Raw genomic sequence first — 16,887 nt, forward strand, 5'->3', positions numbered from 1 at the left:
CTTCTCCTCAACCCTCCAGGTTCAGGTGGATGCGATCCGACGATCGGCGCCAATGGCCGGGTGGCCACCCGGCCATTGGCGTCCCTTGCGAGACCCGTCTTCGTACACAATTTCCAATGCAAGGTGGCTCGGCGCTTTAGCGCCGAGACGGATGAGGGGTACTCCAGTAGGCGAGCCGGATCGCGGATTGATATCCACACATTCTAGATCAGCCGCCGACCGGCGCCCGCTCGAACACCGCCATCGCTTCATCGAGCGCCGGCATGGAAGGTGCGGTGCCTGGCCGCGTCACGGAGATGCCGGCGACGGCGCAGCCGAAGCGCGCTGCATCGAGCGGCGTGAAGCCACGCGAAAGCCCGACCGCAAATCCGCCATTGAAGGCGTCGCCTGCCCCGGTCGTCTCGACGACGGGGCCGACCGAATAGGTCGGCACGAGGTCGGAGCTCTTCGGCGTGTGCAGGAGTGCCCCTTTCTCGCCGAGCGTGATGAGAGCCGCGCCGACGCCTTTCCTGAGGAGGACGTCGGCGGCCTTGCGCGCATCGTCGAGGGAAGCCACCGGCACGCCGGTGATCCCTTCCGCCTCGGTTTCATTCGGCGTCACGTAATCGCAAAGCGGATAGATCGAATCCGGCAAAGGGGCCGCGGGCGCCGGGTTGAGGATGGTCGTCACGCCCGCTTCCTTGGCGATCGCGAGCGCACGGATCGCGGCGTCCATCGGCTGCTCGAGCTGCGTGACGAAGATCGAGGCGGAACGGATCAGATCGGCATTGGCGTCGATGTCGGCCGGCGAGATCAGCGCAGCCGCGCCCGGGCTGATGATGATGGCGTTGTTGCCCGTACCGTTCTCGATGAAAATGTAGGCGGCACCGGTATAGCTGTCAGGCGTTTCGATGACGGCCGGCTTTACGCCGGCAGCCTTCCAGGTCCTGATCGCCATCTCGGCGAATGCGTCCTTGCCGAGCCTGGTGATGAAGGAAACGTCCGCGCCGAGCTTGCCGCAGGCGACCGACTGGTTGGAGCCCTTGCCTCCGGGGCCGAGAACGAAGCTCGTCCCGAGAATGGTTTCGCCCATCCGTGGCTGACGTTCCGCGCGATAGGCCGTGTCGGCGACGAAGACGCCGAGGATCACGATCGGCTTCGAAGTCATCCTGCTCACTCCGCGTCCGGCGGCACCACGCCCTTGCGGAAAGCGAAGCAGCCGTAGAAGCGCCGCTCGCCGGTCTGGATCACGCAATAGGCCTGCTTCGCCCGCTCATAGAAGGCGTAGCGCTCGATGCTCATCATCGGCCAGGGCTTGCCCTCGGCCTTGTCGATCGCCTTTTGCACTTCCTGCTGCACCGCCGGGATCTCGTCCGGCTTGCCGACGATCTCCATGCGTGCGGCCGCATCGTCGACGAAGGTGTCGAGCGGATACAGCGAAAGGATCGCGGCCGCAGCCTCGCCGGCCGTCACATTGTCGATGCGCAGCAACTTCCCCAGACGCGTCTGCCTGGCGATGGAGTCCGCCGGGAAATTGGTATCGCACATGATCAGATCGTCGCCATGCCCCATCGCCCTGATCGCGTAGAGCACGTCGGCATTGAGAAGGGGGCTGATACCCTTGAGCATGAGAATTCCTCCCGAGATTTTCTACTGCGAAAACAAACAGCTAGAGCAGGGCAGAGGACAGCGTTCTAGTTCATCCTGCTCTAGTAGCCCTCGACCGAGGGGTCAATGCGGAAAGCCGTCAGAGCCGCTTGCCTGTACCCGCGTCGAACACATGGGCGAGCTCGGTGCGCGGCATCAGCGTCAGCGTGTCGCCCGGCCTGAAGCTGTGGCGCTCGCGGAAAAGAGCGACCATCTCGCTCTCGCCGAAACGCAGGAACACCATCGTTTCGGAACCTGTCGGCTCGACCACCGAGACCCGCGCCGGAAAGCCATCTGGCGAAAGCGCGATGTGCTCGGGGCGAATGCCGTAGATCACCTCCTGGCCGTCGTTCACCTGAGGATCGCCGGAGAAGGGCAGCAACACCCCGCCGACCTCGACACCCCTCTTCTCTCCGAGCCGTACCCTGCCCTTCAGCATGTTCATCGCCGGCGAGCCGATGAAGCCCGCCACGAACAGGTTCGCCGGTTTGTCGAACAGCTCGAGCGGCGCACCGATCTGTTCGATACGACCGGCCTGCATGACGACGATCTTGTCGGCCATGGTCATGGCCTCCACCTGATCGTGCGTGACGTAGATCGTGGTCGTCTTGAGCCGCTGATGCAGCTCCTTGATCTCGGTGCGCATCTGCACCCTGAGCTTGGCGTCGAGGTTGGAGAGCGGCTCGTCGAACAGGAAGACCTGCGGGTTGCGCACGATCGCGCGCCCCATCGCGACGCGCTGGCGCTGGCCGCCTGAGAGCTGGCGCGGATAGCGGTCGAGATAGGGGACGAGATCCAGGATCTCCGCGGCCTTGCGGACACGCTCCTCGACGAGCTTCTTGTCAGTGCCCCTGAGCTTCAGCGCGAAGGCCATGTTGTCGCGCACGGTCTTGTGCGGGTACAGGGCATAGCTCTGGAACACCATGGCGATGTCACGCTTGGCGGGCGGCAGGTGGTTGACCACCGTGTCGGCGATCTCGATTGCGCCGCTCGTCACGCTTTCCAGTCCCGCCACCATCCTCAGCAGCGTGGATTTGCCGCATCCGGACGGGCCGACGAGCACGACGAACCTTCCATCCGCAATGTCGACGCTGACGTCGTGCAGCACCGGCACGGCGCCGTATGATTTCGATACGTTGCGGATCGCTACTTGCGCCATCAGTCCTCCCGGCCTGTCCTTGCTCCCAGGGCGCTGAAGCTAATAAAGGCCCGTTTTCAAGTCCACCACTGAAATTGTCATTCATAGACGAAATCCGCCGCGTTGACACCGCAGCGAGTTCCCCGATACTGATCTTAGCTGCATCGAATTTTCCGGACTATCTGGATTGGGAGTAACACAGACCTAGATCGTTCAACCGAGGCGCCCGGGCGGTGAATATGGGCGGCTCGCTTGCCGGACATCGATGCATCCGGTTCACCTTGGCCATGTCGTGGGAGGTTATAAGACATGAAGGTACACATCTATGAACAGCTCGTGCGCGCGGGTGCGACCCGGCGCGACGTGCTGAAGGGCGGGGTAAGCGCCGCCGTGCTTGCCGCGATCTCAGGCGGCGGTCTTACAGCGCTGACGCGCCAGGCCTCCGCGCAGGACAATCTGCGCGCACAGATCCTGCAGATCCCCGGGGTCGGCAAGGGTCAGCCGACGGACGCCGACTTCCAGAAGGTCGGCGAACTTTGCCTTGGCGCGACCAAGGCGAATGTAAAGGAAGGCGAGTTCGCAGGTGTCGAGCTCACATTCATGGGCCTCAACAATCAGAACCTGCACAACGTGCTTTTCCGTGGCTTCCTGAAGCCGTGGGAGGCATATACCGGCGCAAAAATCAACTGGATCGACCTCGCTCAGGCCGACTACAACCCGCGGCTCCAGCAATCGATCGCAACCGGCACGGTTGATTTCGACATTCTCGAGATGGGCGCGCCTTTCGAGGGTGACGTCTGCGGCAAGGGTCTTGCTTCTGAAATGCCCGACTGGGTGAAGAAGCAGATCGACTTCGACGACCTCGTGAACTACCTGAAGCCGCCGGTCGGCACCTGGGACGGCAAGCAGTACCGCGTCACGGTCGACGGCGACACCCACAACTTCAACTACCGCACCGACGTCTTCTCCGATTCCGGCCTGGCCGAAGCCTGGAAAGCCGATTCCGGTGACAAGGCCGGCCTGACCGAATGGGGCGTGCCGAAGACCTGGCAGCAGGTGCAGGCGGTTACCAAGTTCCTGAAGGGCAAGCAGGTCAACGGCCAGGACATCTATGGCTACCTCGATGCCCCGAAGCCCTGGGGCGGGTTCGGCTTCTACTTCCTCGGCAGCCGCGCCACCGCCTATGCCAAGCATCCGGACGACAAGGCATGGCTGTTCGATCCGGACACGATGAAGCCGCGCATCAACAATCCCGCCTGGGTTCGCGCGATCCAGGACGTGATCGATGCCCTCCCCTTCGAGCCGGCGGACCAGATCAATGCCGACCCGAACCAGACTGCCTTTTCGCAGTTCCTCGGCGGCACCGGCTCCATGGTTGCCTGGTGGGGTGATGTCGGCTCGAACGTCAAGACCAATGATTCGTCGGTCGTCGGCGACGTCACCGGCTTCTCGATCCTGCCCGGTTCGGACGACGTCTACAACTCCAAGACCGGCCAGTGGGAGAAGCTCGCGAGCGGCCCGAACTATTCTCCGAACTGCGCCTATCTCGGCTGGGGCGTCTACGTCATGGCGCGCGTGGATTCCGACGAGAAGAAGAAGAAGGCGGCCTGGTCCGCAGCCGCTCATCTCGGAGGCAAGGATCTTTCGCTGTGGACGGCGGCCTATCCGTCCGGCTTCCAGCCGTACCGGAACAGCCACTTCAACATTCCGGAATGGGTTGCGGCCGGTTATGACGAGGCGTTCATCACATCCTACCTGAAGTCAGAGAGCGATTCCTACAATCATCCGAACGCAGCGATCGAACCGCGCATTCCCGGTATTTTCCAATACTACTCGATCGCCGAGGACGAGCTGGCCAAGGTCTTTGCCGGGCAGATGACCGCCCAGCAGGGTGCCGACAACATTGCTGCCGCCTGGGAAAAGCTGACCGACCAGATCGGTCGCGAGAACCAGATCAAGCTCTACAAGGCCTCTCTCGGGCTGTAGTCCGGCGAGCTCAGGATCGGGACCCGGCGGCAATCGCTGCCGGGTTTCGTGTTTCGGCATCTTTCAGTAGACTCTCCCTGACATAACCCGAAAGATGATGCATGGCTGATCAAGCTTCTGCCGTGACGCCAGGTCTGGCACTTGCCACGCCTGCCGATTTCATTCCGGACAGCCGCAAGCGCCTCGGCTGGTTCATACTTGCGGCCGCCTCTCTTGTTCTGGCGGCAACTTTCGTCGTGCAGGCATTGTTCGTTTCAGGTGTCACGACGATCGGCTTCGCCAACTGGCGGCCCCTGATCTATGCCTACGTAATCTGGGGAATAGCGCTGGGAATCGCCCAGGTGCTGCGGCGCGGCGAGGACGGCTACAAGGCGCTGTTCGTGCTGCCGGCCGTGCTTTTCACCGTTGCCATGGTGATCTTCCCAACCCTGTTCGGCCTCTACATCGCCTTCACGGACTGGAACCTCAGCTCCTTCACCGGCCGGCAGTTCAACGGCCTTGCCAATTTCTGGCAGATGCTTGGCGACCCCTACTATCGCAACGCGCTGTTCAACATGGTGCTCTACGTGCTCGCGGTGCTCGTCGAGTATGTGATCGCCTTCGGCCTCGCTCTGCTCCTCAATGCGCAGATCCGCGCGCGAAAATTCTTCCGCGTCGTCTTCCTGCTGCCGCTGATGCTGTCTCCCGTCGCCGTCTCGTGGATGATCGGCAAATCCTTGCTCGAATACCGCTTCGGACCGGCAGCGACACTGGCGCGCCACCTCGGCTGGAGCAGTCCGACCTTCTTTGCCGACCCGACGCTTGCCAGGTTGTCGATCATGGCGCTCGACGCCTGGACCTACATTCCCTTCATGATGATCATGCTGCTTGCCGGACTGCAGGCGATGTCCAAGGAGATCCACGAGGCTGCCAAGGTCGATGGTGCCAACGCCTGGCAAAGCTTCTGGCAGGTGACCTTCCCGCTGATGCTGCCCGTCTCGGTGACGGCGATCATCCTGAGGATCATCTTCAAGCTGAAGCTCGCCGACATCATCATCACCGTCACCTCCGGCGGCCCCGGCGGCGCGACCGATTCTGTGACGAGCTTCATCTACCGTGAATATCGCGACCGCTCGAATGTCGGCTACGGCACCATGCTGGCTATGGTCTACCTCATCCTCATCATCATCTTCGTCACGCTGCTCCTCAAGCTTGCCCAACGCTTCGTGCGCAACGTCACCTGAGAAAAGACGCTGAAATGGCCTTGGCTGAAACCGAATACGCACCATCCCAAGTGGGCTCGCCAGCCGCGTTCTGGACGAGCCGCGTCTTCATCTATGCGGCGCTGATCTTCTGGGCCTTCATCTGCCTTTTCCCGATCTACTGGACTGTCACCACCTCGATGAAAGTCGCCGTGGACGTGACGCAGGGCCATCTCGTCCCGTTCGTCGACTTCATGCCCGACTGGAAGGGTTGGCGCTCGCTCGGTCTATCGCCCGACACCATCTTCCAGACCTCGACCGTACGCGACGAGTTCGTGAAGCGTTTCATGAATTCGGTAGTCTGCTCGATCAGCGCCTCAGCGCTGGCGATCATCATCGGCAGCCTGGCAGCCTACGGCCTCACCCGCTTCCGCTACCAGTTCCTGTGGATGAAGAACGAGGACATCTCCTTCTTCTTCCTGTCGCAGCTGATCCTGCCCCCTGTCGTGCTCGCGCTGCCGTTCCTGGTCCTCTACAAGGAGGTGGGCTTGCTCGACACCCGCATCGGCCTCATCCTCCTCTATACGCTCATGGTGCTGCCGATCGCGATCTGGATCATGCGCGACCAGTTCAACTCCATCCCCGTCGAGCTGGAAGAGGCGGCGCTGGTCGACGGCCTGTCGATCTGGGGCGCGTTCTTCCGCATCGTACTGCCGATCGCGCTGCCGGGCATGGTAGCAGCCTTCATCCTGGCGCTGGTGCTTTGCTGGAACGAATATTTCTTCGCCGCTCTTCTGACGTCGGCTGATGCCAAGACCTTGCCTGTGATGGTGGCCAGCCAGACAGGCTCGCAAGGCATCAACTGGTGGGCGATGGCAGCACTTGCCACCGCCGCAATCACGCCGCTCGCGCTGATCGGCATCCTGCTGGAGCGTTACCTGATCAAGGGCATGACGGCAGGCGCGGTGAAGTAGAAGCGGCCCTCACCCTTACCTGCACGCGCATCTCGACCGTGACGGGCTGCGCTGCGCACGGTATCATCGGGACAAGCGAGCAGACATCACTCGCTGGCATAGGACCCCGCAATGGCGGCGACTTCCGGTCGCGCCGAAATCATCGGTATCGAGCGGCAATTGATCAAGCCCGGCGAGGACCCGAGAGCGCAATTCCAGACCCGGACGGGTCATATGAACTTTTGCTGGAAGACGGCTATTTGCCTGTACGTTGTCGTGATCGGGCCGGCTTTGGCCGGTGACAAGTGGTCGGACGACTTCTCGACCTCAGAGCTAAATCGCAGCCTGTGGTCTCCCTGTCAGATAAATATGGACAAGGCTCCGATCGAGTTTCTGCACGATCCCGATGATCCAGGCAGCCAGTTCGCGCGGATCACGGTCGACATCAATTCGCTGGGTGGCAAAAAGTGCCGCAAGGAGCCGCCGGGCCCTCGCATAACGCCCCTTTCGGCATTCTCACCACCTCCTGACCGGCCGGTGGAAGAATCCGATGAGCCGAACCTCCATGGGCCAAGCTTCAACGATACAAAAACGATTCCGTTCGCAGCCGTTCACACAAACGGGGATCCCTACTGTGACAGCGCAATCATCCAAAGGGCTCTAGCCGCAGGTGAGGAAGGCGAATGCATCCAACGCCAAGAGTTGCGTTTTCAGTCACAATATATCCATGCCGCCGACGAACCATTCACTTACAAGCTGCGATTCCGCATGCCAGCAGTCATTCAGGATACGAAGAACTCGGTCCGTTGGGTGATCGCGCAGTGGAAAGAAGAGCCGATCAGCCCCGTCTATGAGGACCCTAGTCCGGCACTGGCTCAACGCTTCGACGACGGCGTGCTGCATGTGACTGTTCAGGACGAAGATTGCCGTTGCCGAGTGGCCTCTGCCCCCATGCCCGACGGCTCGATCTGGCCTGCCAGACCCGGCGTTGCGCGTGATTGCATATCAACTCGCCCAAGCGATCCTGCCAACACGGCGTGTACGGCAAACCTTACGGTCGAATATGGTGCGGATCCCGTTCTACCCTCTCCGCGTGGAGCGTGGGTTGACATGCAGTATAGGGTCCAGATGAGTCGCTCGAAGGCCGCGGCAATCGAAATCTATGCGAATGGACGGTTCGTCGCGAGGGTCACCGGAAAGATCGGCTATGAACCGGCGCCCGGCAAGATACCGCAGGTCAAGTTCAAGATCGGTCACTATCGCGATTATCTGCCGTCGATCGATACCATGGATATTGACCGGGTTGAGGTTGAGCGATCCGACTAGCCTCCGGCTCGCCCAAGCCGCTGCAAGGAGACACTCCGTTGAAACTCCGGCTCTTGGCCATCAACGGCACGTCCCCTCTTAGCTACTCGAATTATTGACTATTGAAACGGGTCGAAGGGTTCGCAGTCGAGTTTAGACCATCGCTTTAGCAAATACGGAATCGATAGTTCAGCCGTCTCAGTATCGAGCACATATTTCAGAGTGCCCAAGTCCGTCTTCAAGGTGCAAATCCATACCGTGCCGAGCGTCTCACATCGCATCTCCTCGGAATAACCGCTGGGATACAAGATTGAGATGGAGCGGCCTTCTGGCTCCAACGCGCTGGGATTGACGCCCAGGATTACCTTGCGTGTGAGTTTCCCCCCTTGAGAATTTGACACTTCATGACAGAGATAGAGCTTGTCCATGCCCTCAGCTGCGGTCTGTCCGGTTATGCACCCGGTCACCAACGCTACAATCGCCGTCACAATCTTCATCTCGCCCTCCTGAGGCAGGGCCCCTTTCCTTGCCGCCGCCCGGCTCCGGATCGACGAACAGCGGCGAGGGTAATTGGCAGGCAATCTCGACCGGCGCTTTCCCTGCAGCCACCGCCCCTTCTTGACCCCGAGCCGGGCGCTGGACGCGCTCGGAGGTATTGGACGGGACAATATACCCACCTGCTCGCGGAGTCCCGGGCGCGAGTGCCCCTTTTCTTGCAGCTGCCCCGTCGCCGCCCCCCAGGGCGGTGGGGTGCGTAGCCCGCGGGTACGCCAGTTCACCTAGTGTTATGCAGCATGCCCTGGAAGGCGCGGTAGCTGCCCTTGGGTGTACGTGTCTGCGTCGCATAGTCGACATGCACGATGCCGAAGCGCGACGAGTAGCCCTCACCCCACTCGTAGTTGTCAAGCAGCGACCAAGCGAAGAAGCCACGCACGTCGGCGCCCTGCTTCTGCGCATCCAGAACGGCGTTTAAATGACGGTCGTAGAAGGCGACGCGGCGCGTATCGTCGGTCTCGGACATGCCGGTCTCGGTAACGTAGATTGGCAACTTGGTGTAGTCGCGTGACACGCGGACCAGGAGGTCCGTCAAGCCCTTGGGATAGATCTCCCAGCCGAGATCGTTCTTTTCGAGGGTGCCGGGAACGGTACGGATCGGGATCGAGTAATACGCCGGATGCGGGTTGTGGGCGTAAAGGCCGCGCGAATAGTAGTTGATGCCGGCCCAGTCGAGCGGGCGGTTCACGATCTCAATGTCCTTCTGCCAATCCTTCGGCAGATAGGGCCCGAGCAGGTCAGTCAGCACCTTGGGATACTGGCCCTTGTAGACGCCGCCGAGGAACCAGCCGTTGAACATGGCGTCGCCGATCTCGAGCGCGCGCCGATCTTCGTCCTTGTCGCTCGCCGCCTCGGCCTTCTCGAGGTTTGTCACAATGCCGATGTTCTTGGCGCCATTGGCGCGCAGGGCATCGACACCCATGCCATGCGCATAAAGTACGTGGTGCATAGCGCGGGCGCCGGCGCGCAGGTCGCGATAGCCCGGCGCGTGGCGGCCGATGATGTGGCCCAGGACCGAGACGCACCACGGCTCGTTGATGGTCGCAGTCGCGTGCAGACGGTCGCCGAAGCTCCTGGCGACAAGCGCGGCATAGTCGGCGAACCATTCGCCGATGTCACGGTTCATCCAGCCGCCCTTGTCCTGAAGCGTCGACGGCAGGTCCCAGTGATAGAGCGTCGCGAACGGCTTGATGCCACGCGCGAGCATGCCGTCGATCAGCCGGTCGTAGAAGTCGAGGCCGGCCTGGTTGATGGCGCCGGTCCCTTCGGGGAACAGGCGCGGCCATGCGATTGAGAAGCGATAGGCGTCGAAGCCGCCATCGCGGATCAGGTCGAGATCTGCCGGCCAGCGGTTGTAGTGGTCATCGGCGATGCGGCCGTCGTCGGCGTTCTTCACGTTGCCGGGGGTCGCCGCGAAAGTGTCCCAGATGCAGGTGCCACGGCCGTCGCCCTGGCCGCCTTCGATCTGGTAGGCCGCGGTCGCCGCGCCAAACACGAAATTCGGTCCGAATTGGCCGCGATTTACGGAAAACATTATGCGTTCCAGCCCTGCAGAGATGTAGGCGGCCGTCAGTGACTCCCCGGAGGCAATCGCTTGGGCCGCTCACGAAGAGCACTCGAGCTAGGTCGTTTCATGGCTACAGATTTTACCATGTTTCGACACCGGGAATAGCGTCGGGCGACAACAGAATTGCTTGAACGAAGCTCAGACCCGCTATTGAAGCTCGGGACCGCAGTTCCGGCCAGTACCTTAGCCACGCCGACGTCTAGCGGAACAGATTGCGTAGCCGCTCCAGAATCAACTCCCGGCCCTTGTTGCCCAGCTCGGCCGAAGCGTCCTTTGCGGAGGCCGTGTACCAGCCTTTGTTCTCCGGGAATCTCGCCATGTCGACTGCCTCCGGGCAGAGCGCCATCATCAGCGAGGTCTCGCCTTGTCCGGCATGGTCGAAGGGATACTGCGTGAGAATCTCCGGCGTCATCAGCGGGTGGACCTGAACCCAGTTGAACGGGTTGCTGCCCGCCGCGTGCTCGGCATAGTAGTTGGCGGTCTTCTCGTTGCCCCACCAGCCCTCGCCGCTTTCCCGCTCGATGAAGCGGAAGATCGCCTGCCGGCCGGCGACCTTGAACGACAGATCGGTCGGCATGCCGGCGGCAAAATTCTCCGTCTGATGATGGATGATCGCGTGGATGTTGCGGAAGCCGACCCTGAGCAGGCTGAAAAACAGCGCTTCAGCGAAGGGCGCGAGCTCGCTTCCGCCGACCTGCAGCGAGCCGTTGCCCTCCGGCGGCTCCACCGCATAGCTCGCTGCGCCGTAGTAGAAAGGCGGCAGGATGACGAGGTTCATCTCCCGCTCGACGAGCTCGAGCATCTTGACGACGGCAAGCGTGTCCATGCCGACGGCCATGTGCTCGCCGTTATATTCGAGAACGCCGAGCGGCAGCACGACCGGCCAGTTCTCGGCAATGGCCGTGCGGATCTGGTGCGGCAGCATCAATTCGTAGCGCATGGGCTACTCCATGTTGGTGTGGCGTGCCCGCATTTCCTCAGGCGTGGTGCCGAGCAATGTCCTCAGCTTCAGGACCATGATCTCGAACAGCAGGAACAGCGCACCCTCGAAGACGGAGCCCATCGGCAGCACCGACGTGCGGCTTGTGCCTTGATCGCTCGCCATGGTCTGCGCCGGAATTACCAGCGTGAAGTCGGCAAGCTTGGCGGCGCTGCTTTCGGGCTGTGCGGTGAGCAGCAGGTTGGTCGCGCCGGCCTGCCGGGCAACCTTCATTAGAGAAAGTACGGTCGAGGTCTCACCCGGCCCTGAGCTCGCTAGGAACACATCGCCCTGCCCCAGCGCTGGCATGGTCATGTCGCCGACCACCGCCACGGGCAGGCCGAGATGGAAGAGCCGCATCGCAAAGCCCCTGACCTGCAGGGCCTCGCGTCCGCAGCCATAGGTTCCGAGCTTGCCGGCACCGGCGATCATGTCGCAGGCTCTGTCGATAGAATTCTCGTCGATCCGCTTCAGCGCTGTGCCGAGCTCGTCGAGCGCTACGCCGAACGGGCTCTCCTTTCTTGATGTCATGACAGCTCCGCCATCAGATCCTTGTTGCGCAGATAGAGTTCCCTGAACGCGCAGAACTGCCGCTCATAGACGGCGCGGTTCTTGCGGTTGGGCACGATTCGCCGCTCCTCCGGATTCCAGGCGAGAATATCTTTCTTGCCGACATCGCCGACGGCGAGCGCGGCCAGGAATGCATCCCCATAAGAGGCACCGACAGTCTTCCTGCAGACCGTCTGCGGCCTCCCGGAGATATCCGATGTCGCCTGCGACCAGACTTTATTCTTGGTGCCGCCGCCGACGGCGAGCAGCCTTTTCGGCAGCTCGCCGATCTCGCGATAAGTTTCGATGATGTGGTGGGTGCCGCAGGCAATGCCTTCGAGCAGGGCGCGATAGAGATCGCCGCGGCTGTGCGTGAGGTTCAGCCCGAAGATCACGCCCTTGGCATTGGGGTCGTGGATCGGCGTCCGTTCGCCGGAGAAATAGGGCAGCATGACGAGCCCGCGCGCGCCCGGCGGCGATGCTTCCGCCTCCCTTGCGAGCGTGGCAAAGGCCTTTGCCGGCTCGAGCTCGCGCGCGGCGAAATCGCGAAACCAGTGGGTCAGCGTGCCGCTGGTCGACAGTCCTGCCATGGAGGCGTGTTCGCCCTTGAACAGCCAGGGCGCGTACCACAGCCGCGAATCCGAGATGCGGGTTTTCGACAGCATGATCGTGAATATGGTCGATCCATACATGATCATCATGTCGCCCGGCCGGATCATGCCGACCGAGAGCGCTTCCGACGCAGCGTCGATGGTACCGGCAATCACCGGCGTGCCGGGGGCAAGCCCGGTCGCGCGAGCCGCCCTGGCGGTCACCCGCCCGGCGATGTCCGTGGTCCAGACGAGCCGCGGCAGCCGTTCCGTCTCGATGATGTCGGGCGCCAGCTCCGTGCTCCAGCCTTGCCGGTCGATGAGATAGAGCGGCGAGAAATTGGCGGCCGAATAATGGTCGATGACGCATTCGCCCGTCAGCTTCTGCACGAGATAGGTCGTCGAGGTGACGATCTTGGCAGCCTTCGCAAGAATCTCTGGCCGGTTTTTCCTGAGCCACAGAATTTTCGGCCCGACCGACTGCGAAGTGAGCGCATTGCCGCAGCGCTCGAGGATACGCCCGGGCCCGATCGCGGCGTTGAGCTCCTCGATCTCCTTCGCGGCCCGCGCATCGACCCCGTAGAGCGCGGCGTTGCTGAGCGCCTCGCCGTCGGAATCGACCGGCAGCATGCAGGGGCCGATCGCACTTGCTCCGACGGCGCGGATCGACTTCGGATCGATCCGTGAATCCGCCAGCATCTTCTGCGAAATGAAGGTGAAGTCGCCCCACCAGTCCTGCTTGGGCCGGTGCTCGGCCCAGCCCGGTTGCGGCACCAGCATTTTGTGCGGCTTCGAGGCGGAGGCCGCGATCCTGCCCTCGCCATCGACGATCACGCCCTTCGATTCGAAGGTGCCGATGTCGATGCCGAGATAGTAGCTCATTCGTAGTCGTCCCGATCGAGGCTGAAGCCGGGCCCGATCGACGCGATCCCCTCGACCAGGAGACGCGTCAGTTCTTCGAGGTCGTCGAGATCGCACACTTCAAGCGAAGAATGCGAGTAGCGCATCGGAAATCCGAGATCGATCGAAGCGACACCCTGCCCGACGAGCTGGACATAGGAGGAATCGGTCAGCGCCCCGGTATGAGCGCTACGCTGCAGATTGGCGCCGAGGCGTTTCGCGGTGCCGTCGAACAATGAGACCAGCGCCGGATGCGGGATGGTGCCGTTCAGTGTGCCTCGGCCATGGAAGGAATAGAGGCTCATCGCCGGCCCGCCGCCGAGCCGGACGTCGCCGCGATAGCCCATGTCCGGCGTGTCGGTCGCAAGCAGCAGGTCGAGCTGGATGGCGATGTCGGGCGAGAGGATCTGCGCAGCCGTCAACGCACCACGCAGGTTGAACTCCTCCTGCACTGCGAAGACGAAATGGACTGTCGGCCGTTGCTTCGACTTCACGAGCAGCCGCGCCGCTTCGACGATGACGGCGCAGCCGGCGCGGTCGTCGACCGATGTGCCGGCGATGCGGCTTTCCGAAAGCGCGATTGCATGCGGCCGGTAGACGACCGGCAAGCCGATATCGACCCCGGCAGCTAGTGCCTCCTCGCGGCTCGAAAAGCCGGCATCAATATAAAGGTCCATATACGGCACGACCTTGTACTTCTCGTCCGGCGTCGTCGCGTGGTGGCTCTTGTTGGCGATGAGGCCCGTCCTGTCGCGTCCCTCGGCCACGCAGATCAGCACCTCTTGCGAGGGCAGCGCCCGCTCGGGCACGCCGCCAAGGCGCTCGACGCGGATGAAGCCGTCGGCCTCGATCTTGCGTACCACGAAGCCAAGCTGGTCCATGTGGGTGAAGAGCATCACCGAGGGCGCGTTTGCCGCCCCCGGAAGCGTTGCGATCAGATTGCCGAGCCGATCGCTGCGGGTTTCCAGCCCGAGTTCCTCAAGCGCCCTTTTTAGGTAGCGGCGCACCCGGCCTTCATGGCCGGAAAGACCGGGTATAAGCATGAGATCGACGAGCAGTTTCTTAAGCCGCTCGCGCGATGCTGCTTCAATTTTCACCGCACGCTTGCTCATTCGCCGCGTGCTGCCCGCGCCAGCCGCATGAACTCCGCTGCACGGTCGGGATCGACCGCATTCCAGGTGTTGCCGTCGACCTTGAGCGAGGAACCGACGATGCAGCCATCGGCGATCCTCAGGATCTCCCCGACCGTCGCATGCTTGACGCCCGTGTTGGCGAGCACCGGCGTATTGGGCAAAGCCTTCTTCACCGCTTCGAGATCGCTCATCGAGGCTGCCTCGCCGGTGATCTGGCCGGAGACGAGGATGGCGTCGGGGACCGAGGAGAAGACTGCCGAACGCGCGCGGTCCGGTAGCGGGCGCTGGTCGAGTGAATAGGCGAACTCGGCCGAGACGTTGTAGAGCAGCGCCATGTCGGAGCGGTGGAGCCGATCGCGATAGCGCATCGCCTTGCCGGCGTCTGGGGTCCACGGCCCCATGTCGGACGCGTATGTGCCGGTGAATATCTCCCGGACGAAAGCGGCGCCCGTTGCAGCGCCGAGCGCGATGGAAGACATCGGGTCCCAGAGGACGTTCACGCCGAACGGCACCTTGATCTTGTCGCGCACACGGCCGATCACATAGGCCATGGTAGCGGTAGAGGCGGTGTCGACGCTGAACTCATAGGGGCGGTCATTCTCGTTGCCGAACATGACGGCGTCGACGCCGGCTCTCTGCAGCGCGTCGAGATCCTTGGACACGCCTTCGATCAGGCCGTCTATGCCGCCTGCGGTGTCGTAGAGCGGCGAGCCAGGCAGTGCACCGAAATGCACCATAGCGATGATTGGCTTGCCTTGTCCGAAAACCCGTCTGAATTTCGCTGTCACAATTCCCCCGGACTGATGTTGGATCGGCTGCTGGCTAGGAGCATGGATCTACCAATAGCGGGAATCGCTGTCCACGGTTCGAGGCTTCTGGCCCGATGGGTTTGTGCTAACTGCATGATCCCGAACCGGAGGTCAGCGCAGCAAAAAGTTGCAGACTTTCGGATAAGATCATGCTGCAAAAGCAGATGGCTAGAACGGGATGAATGACTCCACCCCAATCCATCCCGTGCTAGTGTCCCGCAGCTGTTCGCAGGTGAATTGTCAGGAGGACTAGTTGGCGATGAAGTTGAGGCATTGGGACCGCATTGGAAATGGTGGGCTTACATTCACCGAGCTGGGCTTCGGCACCGCTCCCCTCGGCAATCTCTACCGCGCCATTTCCGACGACGATGCCCATGCCATCCTCGAGGCGGCGTGGGAGACGGGCTCGCGCTACTATGATACGGCGCCGCTCTACGGGCTCGGGCTTTCGGAAACGCGGCTAAACCGCTTCCTGCGCGGCAAGAAGCGCGACGAGTATGTGCTCTCGACCAAGGTCGGGCGGCTGCTCTCGGTTTCTGCACCGGAAGAGCGCACCGGCATCGGCAAGTTCTTCGAGACGCCGTCGCGTCGCGAGGTTTACGACTACACCTATGACGGCGTGATGCGCTCGGTCGAATTTTCCTTCGAGCGGCTCGGCGTCGATCGCATCGACATTCTCTACGCACACGATCTCGACAGGTACAACCAGGGCTCGCAGGAGGCGCTGCAGGTCAAGCTCGACGAGCTCATGGCATCGGGCTACCGCGCGCTGATGTCGTTGCGCGACCAAGGCGTGATCAAAGCATTCGGCGCCGGCGTCAATGAATGGGAGTCCTGCCAGTGGCTTGCCGAACAGGGCGACTTCGATCTCTTCCTGCTCGCCGGCCGCTACACGCTGCTCGAGCAGGAATCGCTCCAAAGCTTTCTGCCGCTCTGCGAAAAGCGCGGTATCGGGATCGTGCTCGGCGGGCCCTACAATTCGGGCATATTGGCGACCGGTCCCAGGCCAGGCGCCTTCTATAACTATTCCGAGGCGCCCAAGGAGATCCTGGACAAGGTGGCGCGCATCGAGGCCGTCTGCCGTCGCCACAACATCAGGCTGGTCGAGGCAGCGCTCAAGTTCCCGCTCATGCACCCGGTCGTGGTCTCTGTCATCCCCGGCGGCCAGAGCGTCGATCAGGTCAAGGCCAACCGGACAATTCTCGATCGGGAGATACCGGCCCCGCTCTGGGCAGACCTCAAGGCAGAAGGGCTGATGCGGGAGGATGCCCCGACCGACTGAGGAGCCGAGAAAGACAAAACCCGCCGGGGGAGCACCGGCGGGTTTCGGTAGCGGCGAGGCGTTGGGAGGAGGAAGCCTCGCCGTATCTTCGGCGCTTACAGCGTGCGCTGCGCCACCGCATGAATATCGGCTCGGGAAATACCCAGGTCATTCAGTTCGCGGTTAGACAGGCGGCTCAGCTCATTCACGGTGTCGCGATAGCGGCGCCAGTTACGATAGCTACGGATCAAATTCATTGTATCCCTCACATCCTCTTTGGTCGTGCGTTGTTGCAATGCACAAATGGGTGATTGTCGAACCGATTTAAAGTCCCCGTTTTGCATAGCCGGCTTGC

16 protein-coding genes are annotated in these 16,887 nt (G+C 62.1%); 5 read left to right on the forward strand and 11 right to left on the reverse strand.

Features of this window, described 5'->3' with window-relative positions; genetic code table 11:
• Nucleotides 1–208: 208 nt before the first annotated feature.
• The 3 genes from SAZ10_RS06925 to SAZ10_RS06935 all read right to left on the reverse strand — a co-directional run bounded on the left by SAZ10_RS06925 (nucleotide 209) and on the right by SAZ10_RS06935 (nucleotide 2,785).
• Nucleotides 209–1,147, reverse strand: a complete 939-nt coding sequence (locus tag SAZ10_RS06925) for a ribokinase (RefSeq protein ID WP_318608478.1) — start codon at nucleotides 1,145–1,147, stop codon at nucleotides 209–211.
• A 5-nt stretch (nucleotides 1,148–1,152) separates the two neighbouring features.
• Complete coding sequence (locus SAZ10_RS06930; RefSeq protein ID WP_318608479.1) at nucleotides 1,153–1,608, reverse strand: RbsD/FucU family protein; 456 nt, start codon at nucleotides 1,606–1,608, stop codon at nucleotides 1,153–1,155.
• Between the two features lie 118 nt (nucleotides 1,609–1,726).
• On the reverse strand, nucleotides 1,727–2,785 hold the full coding sequence (locus tag SAZ10_RS06935) for a sn-glycerol-3-phosphate ABC transporter ATP-binding protein UgpC (protein ID WP_318608480.1): 1,059 nt from the start codon (nucleotides 2,783–2,785) through the stop codon (nucleotides 1,727–1,729).
• A gap of 288 nt (nucleotides 2,786–3,073) precedes the next feature.
• Here SAZ10_RS06935 and SAZ10_RS06940 point away from each other — a divergent pair, with 288 nt between their 5' ends.
• The 4 genes from SAZ10_RS06940 (at nucleotide 3,074) to SAZ10_RS06955 (ending at nucleotide 8,210) form a co-directional block, all read left to right on the forward strand.
• Nucleotides 3,074–4,750, forward strand: coding sequence for a sugar ABC transporter substrate-binding protein (locus tag SAZ10_RS06940; protein WP_318608481.1), 1,677 nt, complete (start codon nucleotides 3,074–3,076; stop codon nucleotides 4,748–4,750).
• 101 nt (nucleotides 4,751–4,851) lie between these two features.
• Entirely contained in the window at nucleotides 4,852–5,973 is a 1,122-nt protein-coding gene (locus SAZ10_RS06945) for a sugar ABC transporter permease (protein WP_318608482.1), read from the forward strand.
• A gap of 14 nt (nucleotides 5,974–5,987) precedes the next feature.
• The gene (locus SAZ10_RS06950) at nucleotides 5,988–6,905 is read left to right on the forward strand and encodes a carbohydrate ABC transporter permease (protein ID WP_318608483.1); all 918 of its coding nucleotides are present in this window, start codon (nucleotides 5,988–5,990) and stop codon (nucleotides 6,903–6,905) included.
• Nucleotides 6,906–7,016: 111 nt separating this feature from the next.
• On the forward strand, nucleotides 7,017–8,210 hold the full coding sequence (locus SAZ10_RS06955) for a heparin lyase I family protein (RefSeq protein WP_318608484.1): 1,194 nt from the start codon (nucleotides 7,017–7,019) through the stop codon (nucleotides 8,208–8,210).
• A gap of 98 nt (nucleotides 8,211–8,308) precedes the next feature.
• Here the strand turns inward: SAZ10_RS06955 and SAZ10_RS06960 are convergent, their stop codons facing one another.
• The 7 genes from SAZ10_RS06960 to SAZ10_RS06990 all read right to left on the reverse strand — a co-directional run bounded on the left by SAZ10_RS06960 (nucleotide 8,309) and on the right by SAZ10_RS06990 (nucleotide 15,250).
• The gene (locus SAZ10_RS06960) at nucleotides 8,309–8,686 is read right to left on the reverse strand and encodes a hypothetical protein (protein WP_318608485.1); all 378 of its coding nucleotides are present in this window, start codon (nucleotides 8,684–8,686) and stop codon (nucleotides 8,309–8,311) included.
• A gap of 278 nt (nucleotides 8,687–8,964) precedes the next feature.
• Nucleotides 8,965–10,278 carry a GH1 family beta-glucosidase gene (locus SAZ10_RS06965; protein ID WP_318608486.1) on the reverse strand — a complete coding sequence of 438 codons (1,314 nt, stop codon included), beginning with the start codon at nucleotides 10,276–10,278 and terminating at the stop codon, nucleotides 8,965–8,967.
• 232 nt (nucleotides 10,279–10,510) lie between these two features.
• Nucleotides 10,511–11,251, reverse strand: a complete 741-nt coding sequence (locus tag SAZ10_RS06970) for a creatininase family protein (protein ID WP_318608487.1) — start codon at nucleotides 11,249–11,251, stop codon at nucleotides 10,511–10,513.
• A 3-nt stretch (nucleotides 11,252–11,254) separates the two neighbouring features.
• A complete protein-coding gene (locus SAZ10_RS06975) occupies nucleotides 11,255–11,821 on the reverse strand; it encodes an SIS domain-containing protein (RefSeq protein ID WP_318608488.1) in 567 nt (188 codons plus the stop codon).
• Nucleotides 11,818–13,311: an FGGY-family carbohydrate kinase gene (locus SAZ10_RS06980; RefSeq protein WP_318608489.1), complete on the reverse strand. Its 1,494-nt coding sequence runs from the start codon at nucleotides 13,309–13,311 to the stop codon at nucleotides 11,818–11,820. Before SAZ10_RS06980 ends, SAZ10_RS06975 begins: the two co-directional genes overlap by 4 nt.
• The gene (locus SAZ10_RS06985) at nucleotides 13,308–14,441 is read right to left on the reverse strand and encodes a M42 family metallopeptidase (RefSeq protein ID WP_318608490.1); all 1,134 of its coding nucleotides are present in this window, start codon (nucleotides 14,439–14,441) and stop codon (nucleotides 13,308–13,310) included. The genes SAZ10_RS06980 and SAZ10_RS06985 overlap by 4 nt, the downstream gene beginning before the upstream one ends.
• Entirely contained in the window at nucleotides 14,438–15,250 is an 813-nt protein-coding gene (locus SAZ10_RS06990) for a BtpA/SgcQ family protein (RefSeq protein WP_318608491.1), read from the reverse strand. The genes SAZ10_RS06985 and SAZ10_RS06990 overlap by 4 nt, the downstream gene beginning before the upstream one ends.
• Before the next feature lie 280 nt (nucleotides 15,251–15,530).
• Here SAZ10_RS06990 and SAZ10_RS06995 point away from each other — a divergent pair, with 280 nt between their 5' ends.
• The gene (locus SAZ10_RS06995; protein ID WP_318609107.1) at nucleotides 15,531–16,553 is read left to right on the forward strand and encodes an aldo/keto reductase; all 1,023 of its coding nucleotides are present in this window, start codon (nucleotides 15,531–15,533) and stop codon (nucleotides 16,551–16,553) included.
• Between the two features lie 95 nt (nucleotides 16,554–16,648).
• Here the strand turns inward: SAZ10_RS06995 and SAZ10_RS07000 are convergent, their stop codons facing one another.
• The gene (locus SAZ10_RS07000; RefSeq protein WP_318609108.1) at nucleotides 16,649–16,789 is read right to left on the reverse strand and encodes a DUF1127 domain-containing protein; all 141 of its coding nucleotides are present in this window, start codon (nucleotides 16,787–16,789) and stop codon (nucleotides 16,649–16,651) included.
• Nucleotides 16,790–16,887: the final 98 nt, after the last annotated feature.

It is taken from the genome of Mesorhizobium sp. BAC0120 (assembly GCF_033542235.1).
Taxonomy (GTDB): domain Bacteria; phylum Pseudomonadota; class Alphaproteobacteria; order Rhizobiales; family Rhizobiaceae; genus JAWRCU01.

Coding starts and splice junctions, on each gene's coding strand:
- SAZ10_RS06980 (WP_318608489.1), bottom strand. CDS start 13,311: ATGAGCTACTATCTCGGCATCGACATCGGCACCTTCGAATCGAAGGGC.
- SAZ10_RS06985 (WP_318608490.1), bottom strand. CDS start 14,441: ATGAGCAAGCGTGCGGTGAAAATTGAAGCAGCATCGCGCGAGCGGCTT.
- SAZ10_RS06930 (WP_318608479.1), bottom strand. CDS start 1,608: ATGCTCAAGGGTATCAGCCCCCTTCTCAATGCCGACGTGCTCTACGCG.
- SAZ10_RS06975 (WP_318608488.1), bottom strand. CDS start 11,821: ATGACATCAAGAAAGGAGAGCCCGTTCGGCGTAGCGCTCGACGAGCTC.
- SAZ10_RS07000 (WP_318609108.1), bottom strand. CDS start 16,789: ATGAATTTGATCCGTAGCTATCGTAACTGGCGCCGCTATCGCGACACC.
- SAZ10_RS06940 (WP_318608481.1), top strand. CDS start 3,074: ATGAAGGTACACATCTATGAACAGCTCGTGCGCGCGGGTGCGACCCGG.
- SAZ10_RS06995 (WP_318609107.1), top strand. CDS start 15,531: ATGAAGTTGAGGCATTGGGACCGCATTGGAAATGGTGGGCTTACATTC.
- SAZ10_RS06965 (WP_318608486.1), bottom strand. CDS start 10,278: ATGTTTTCCGTAAATCGCGGCCAATTCGGACCGAATTTCGTGTTTGGC.
- SAZ10_RS06935 (WP_318608480.1), bottom strand. CDS start 2,785: ATGGCGCAAGTAGCGATCCGCAACGTATCGAAATCATACGGCGCCGTG.
- SAZ10_RS06950 (WP_318608483.1), top strand. CDS start 5,988: ATGGCCTTGGCTGAAACCGAATACGCACCATCCCAAGTGGGCTCGCCA.
- SAZ10_RS06945 (WP_318608482.1), top strand. CDS start 4,852: ATGGCTGATCAAGCTTCTGCCGTGACGCCAGGTCTGGCACTTGCCACG.
- SAZ10_RS06970 (WP_318608487.1), bottom strand. CDS start 11,251: ATGCGCTACGAATTGATGCTGCCGCACCAGATCCGCACGGCCATTGCC.
- SAZ10_RS06955 (WP_318608484.1), top strand. CDS start 7,017: ATGGCGGCGACTTCCGGTCGCGCCGAAATCATCGGTATCGAGCGGCAA.
- SAZ10_RS06925 (WP_318608478.1), bottom strand. CDS start 1,147: ATGACTTCGAAGCCGATCGTGATCCTCGGCGTCTTCGTCGCCGACACG.
- SAZ10_RS06960 (WP_318608485.1), bottom strand. CDS start 8,686: ATGAAGATTGTGACGGCGATTGTAGCGTTGGTGACCGGGTGCATAACC.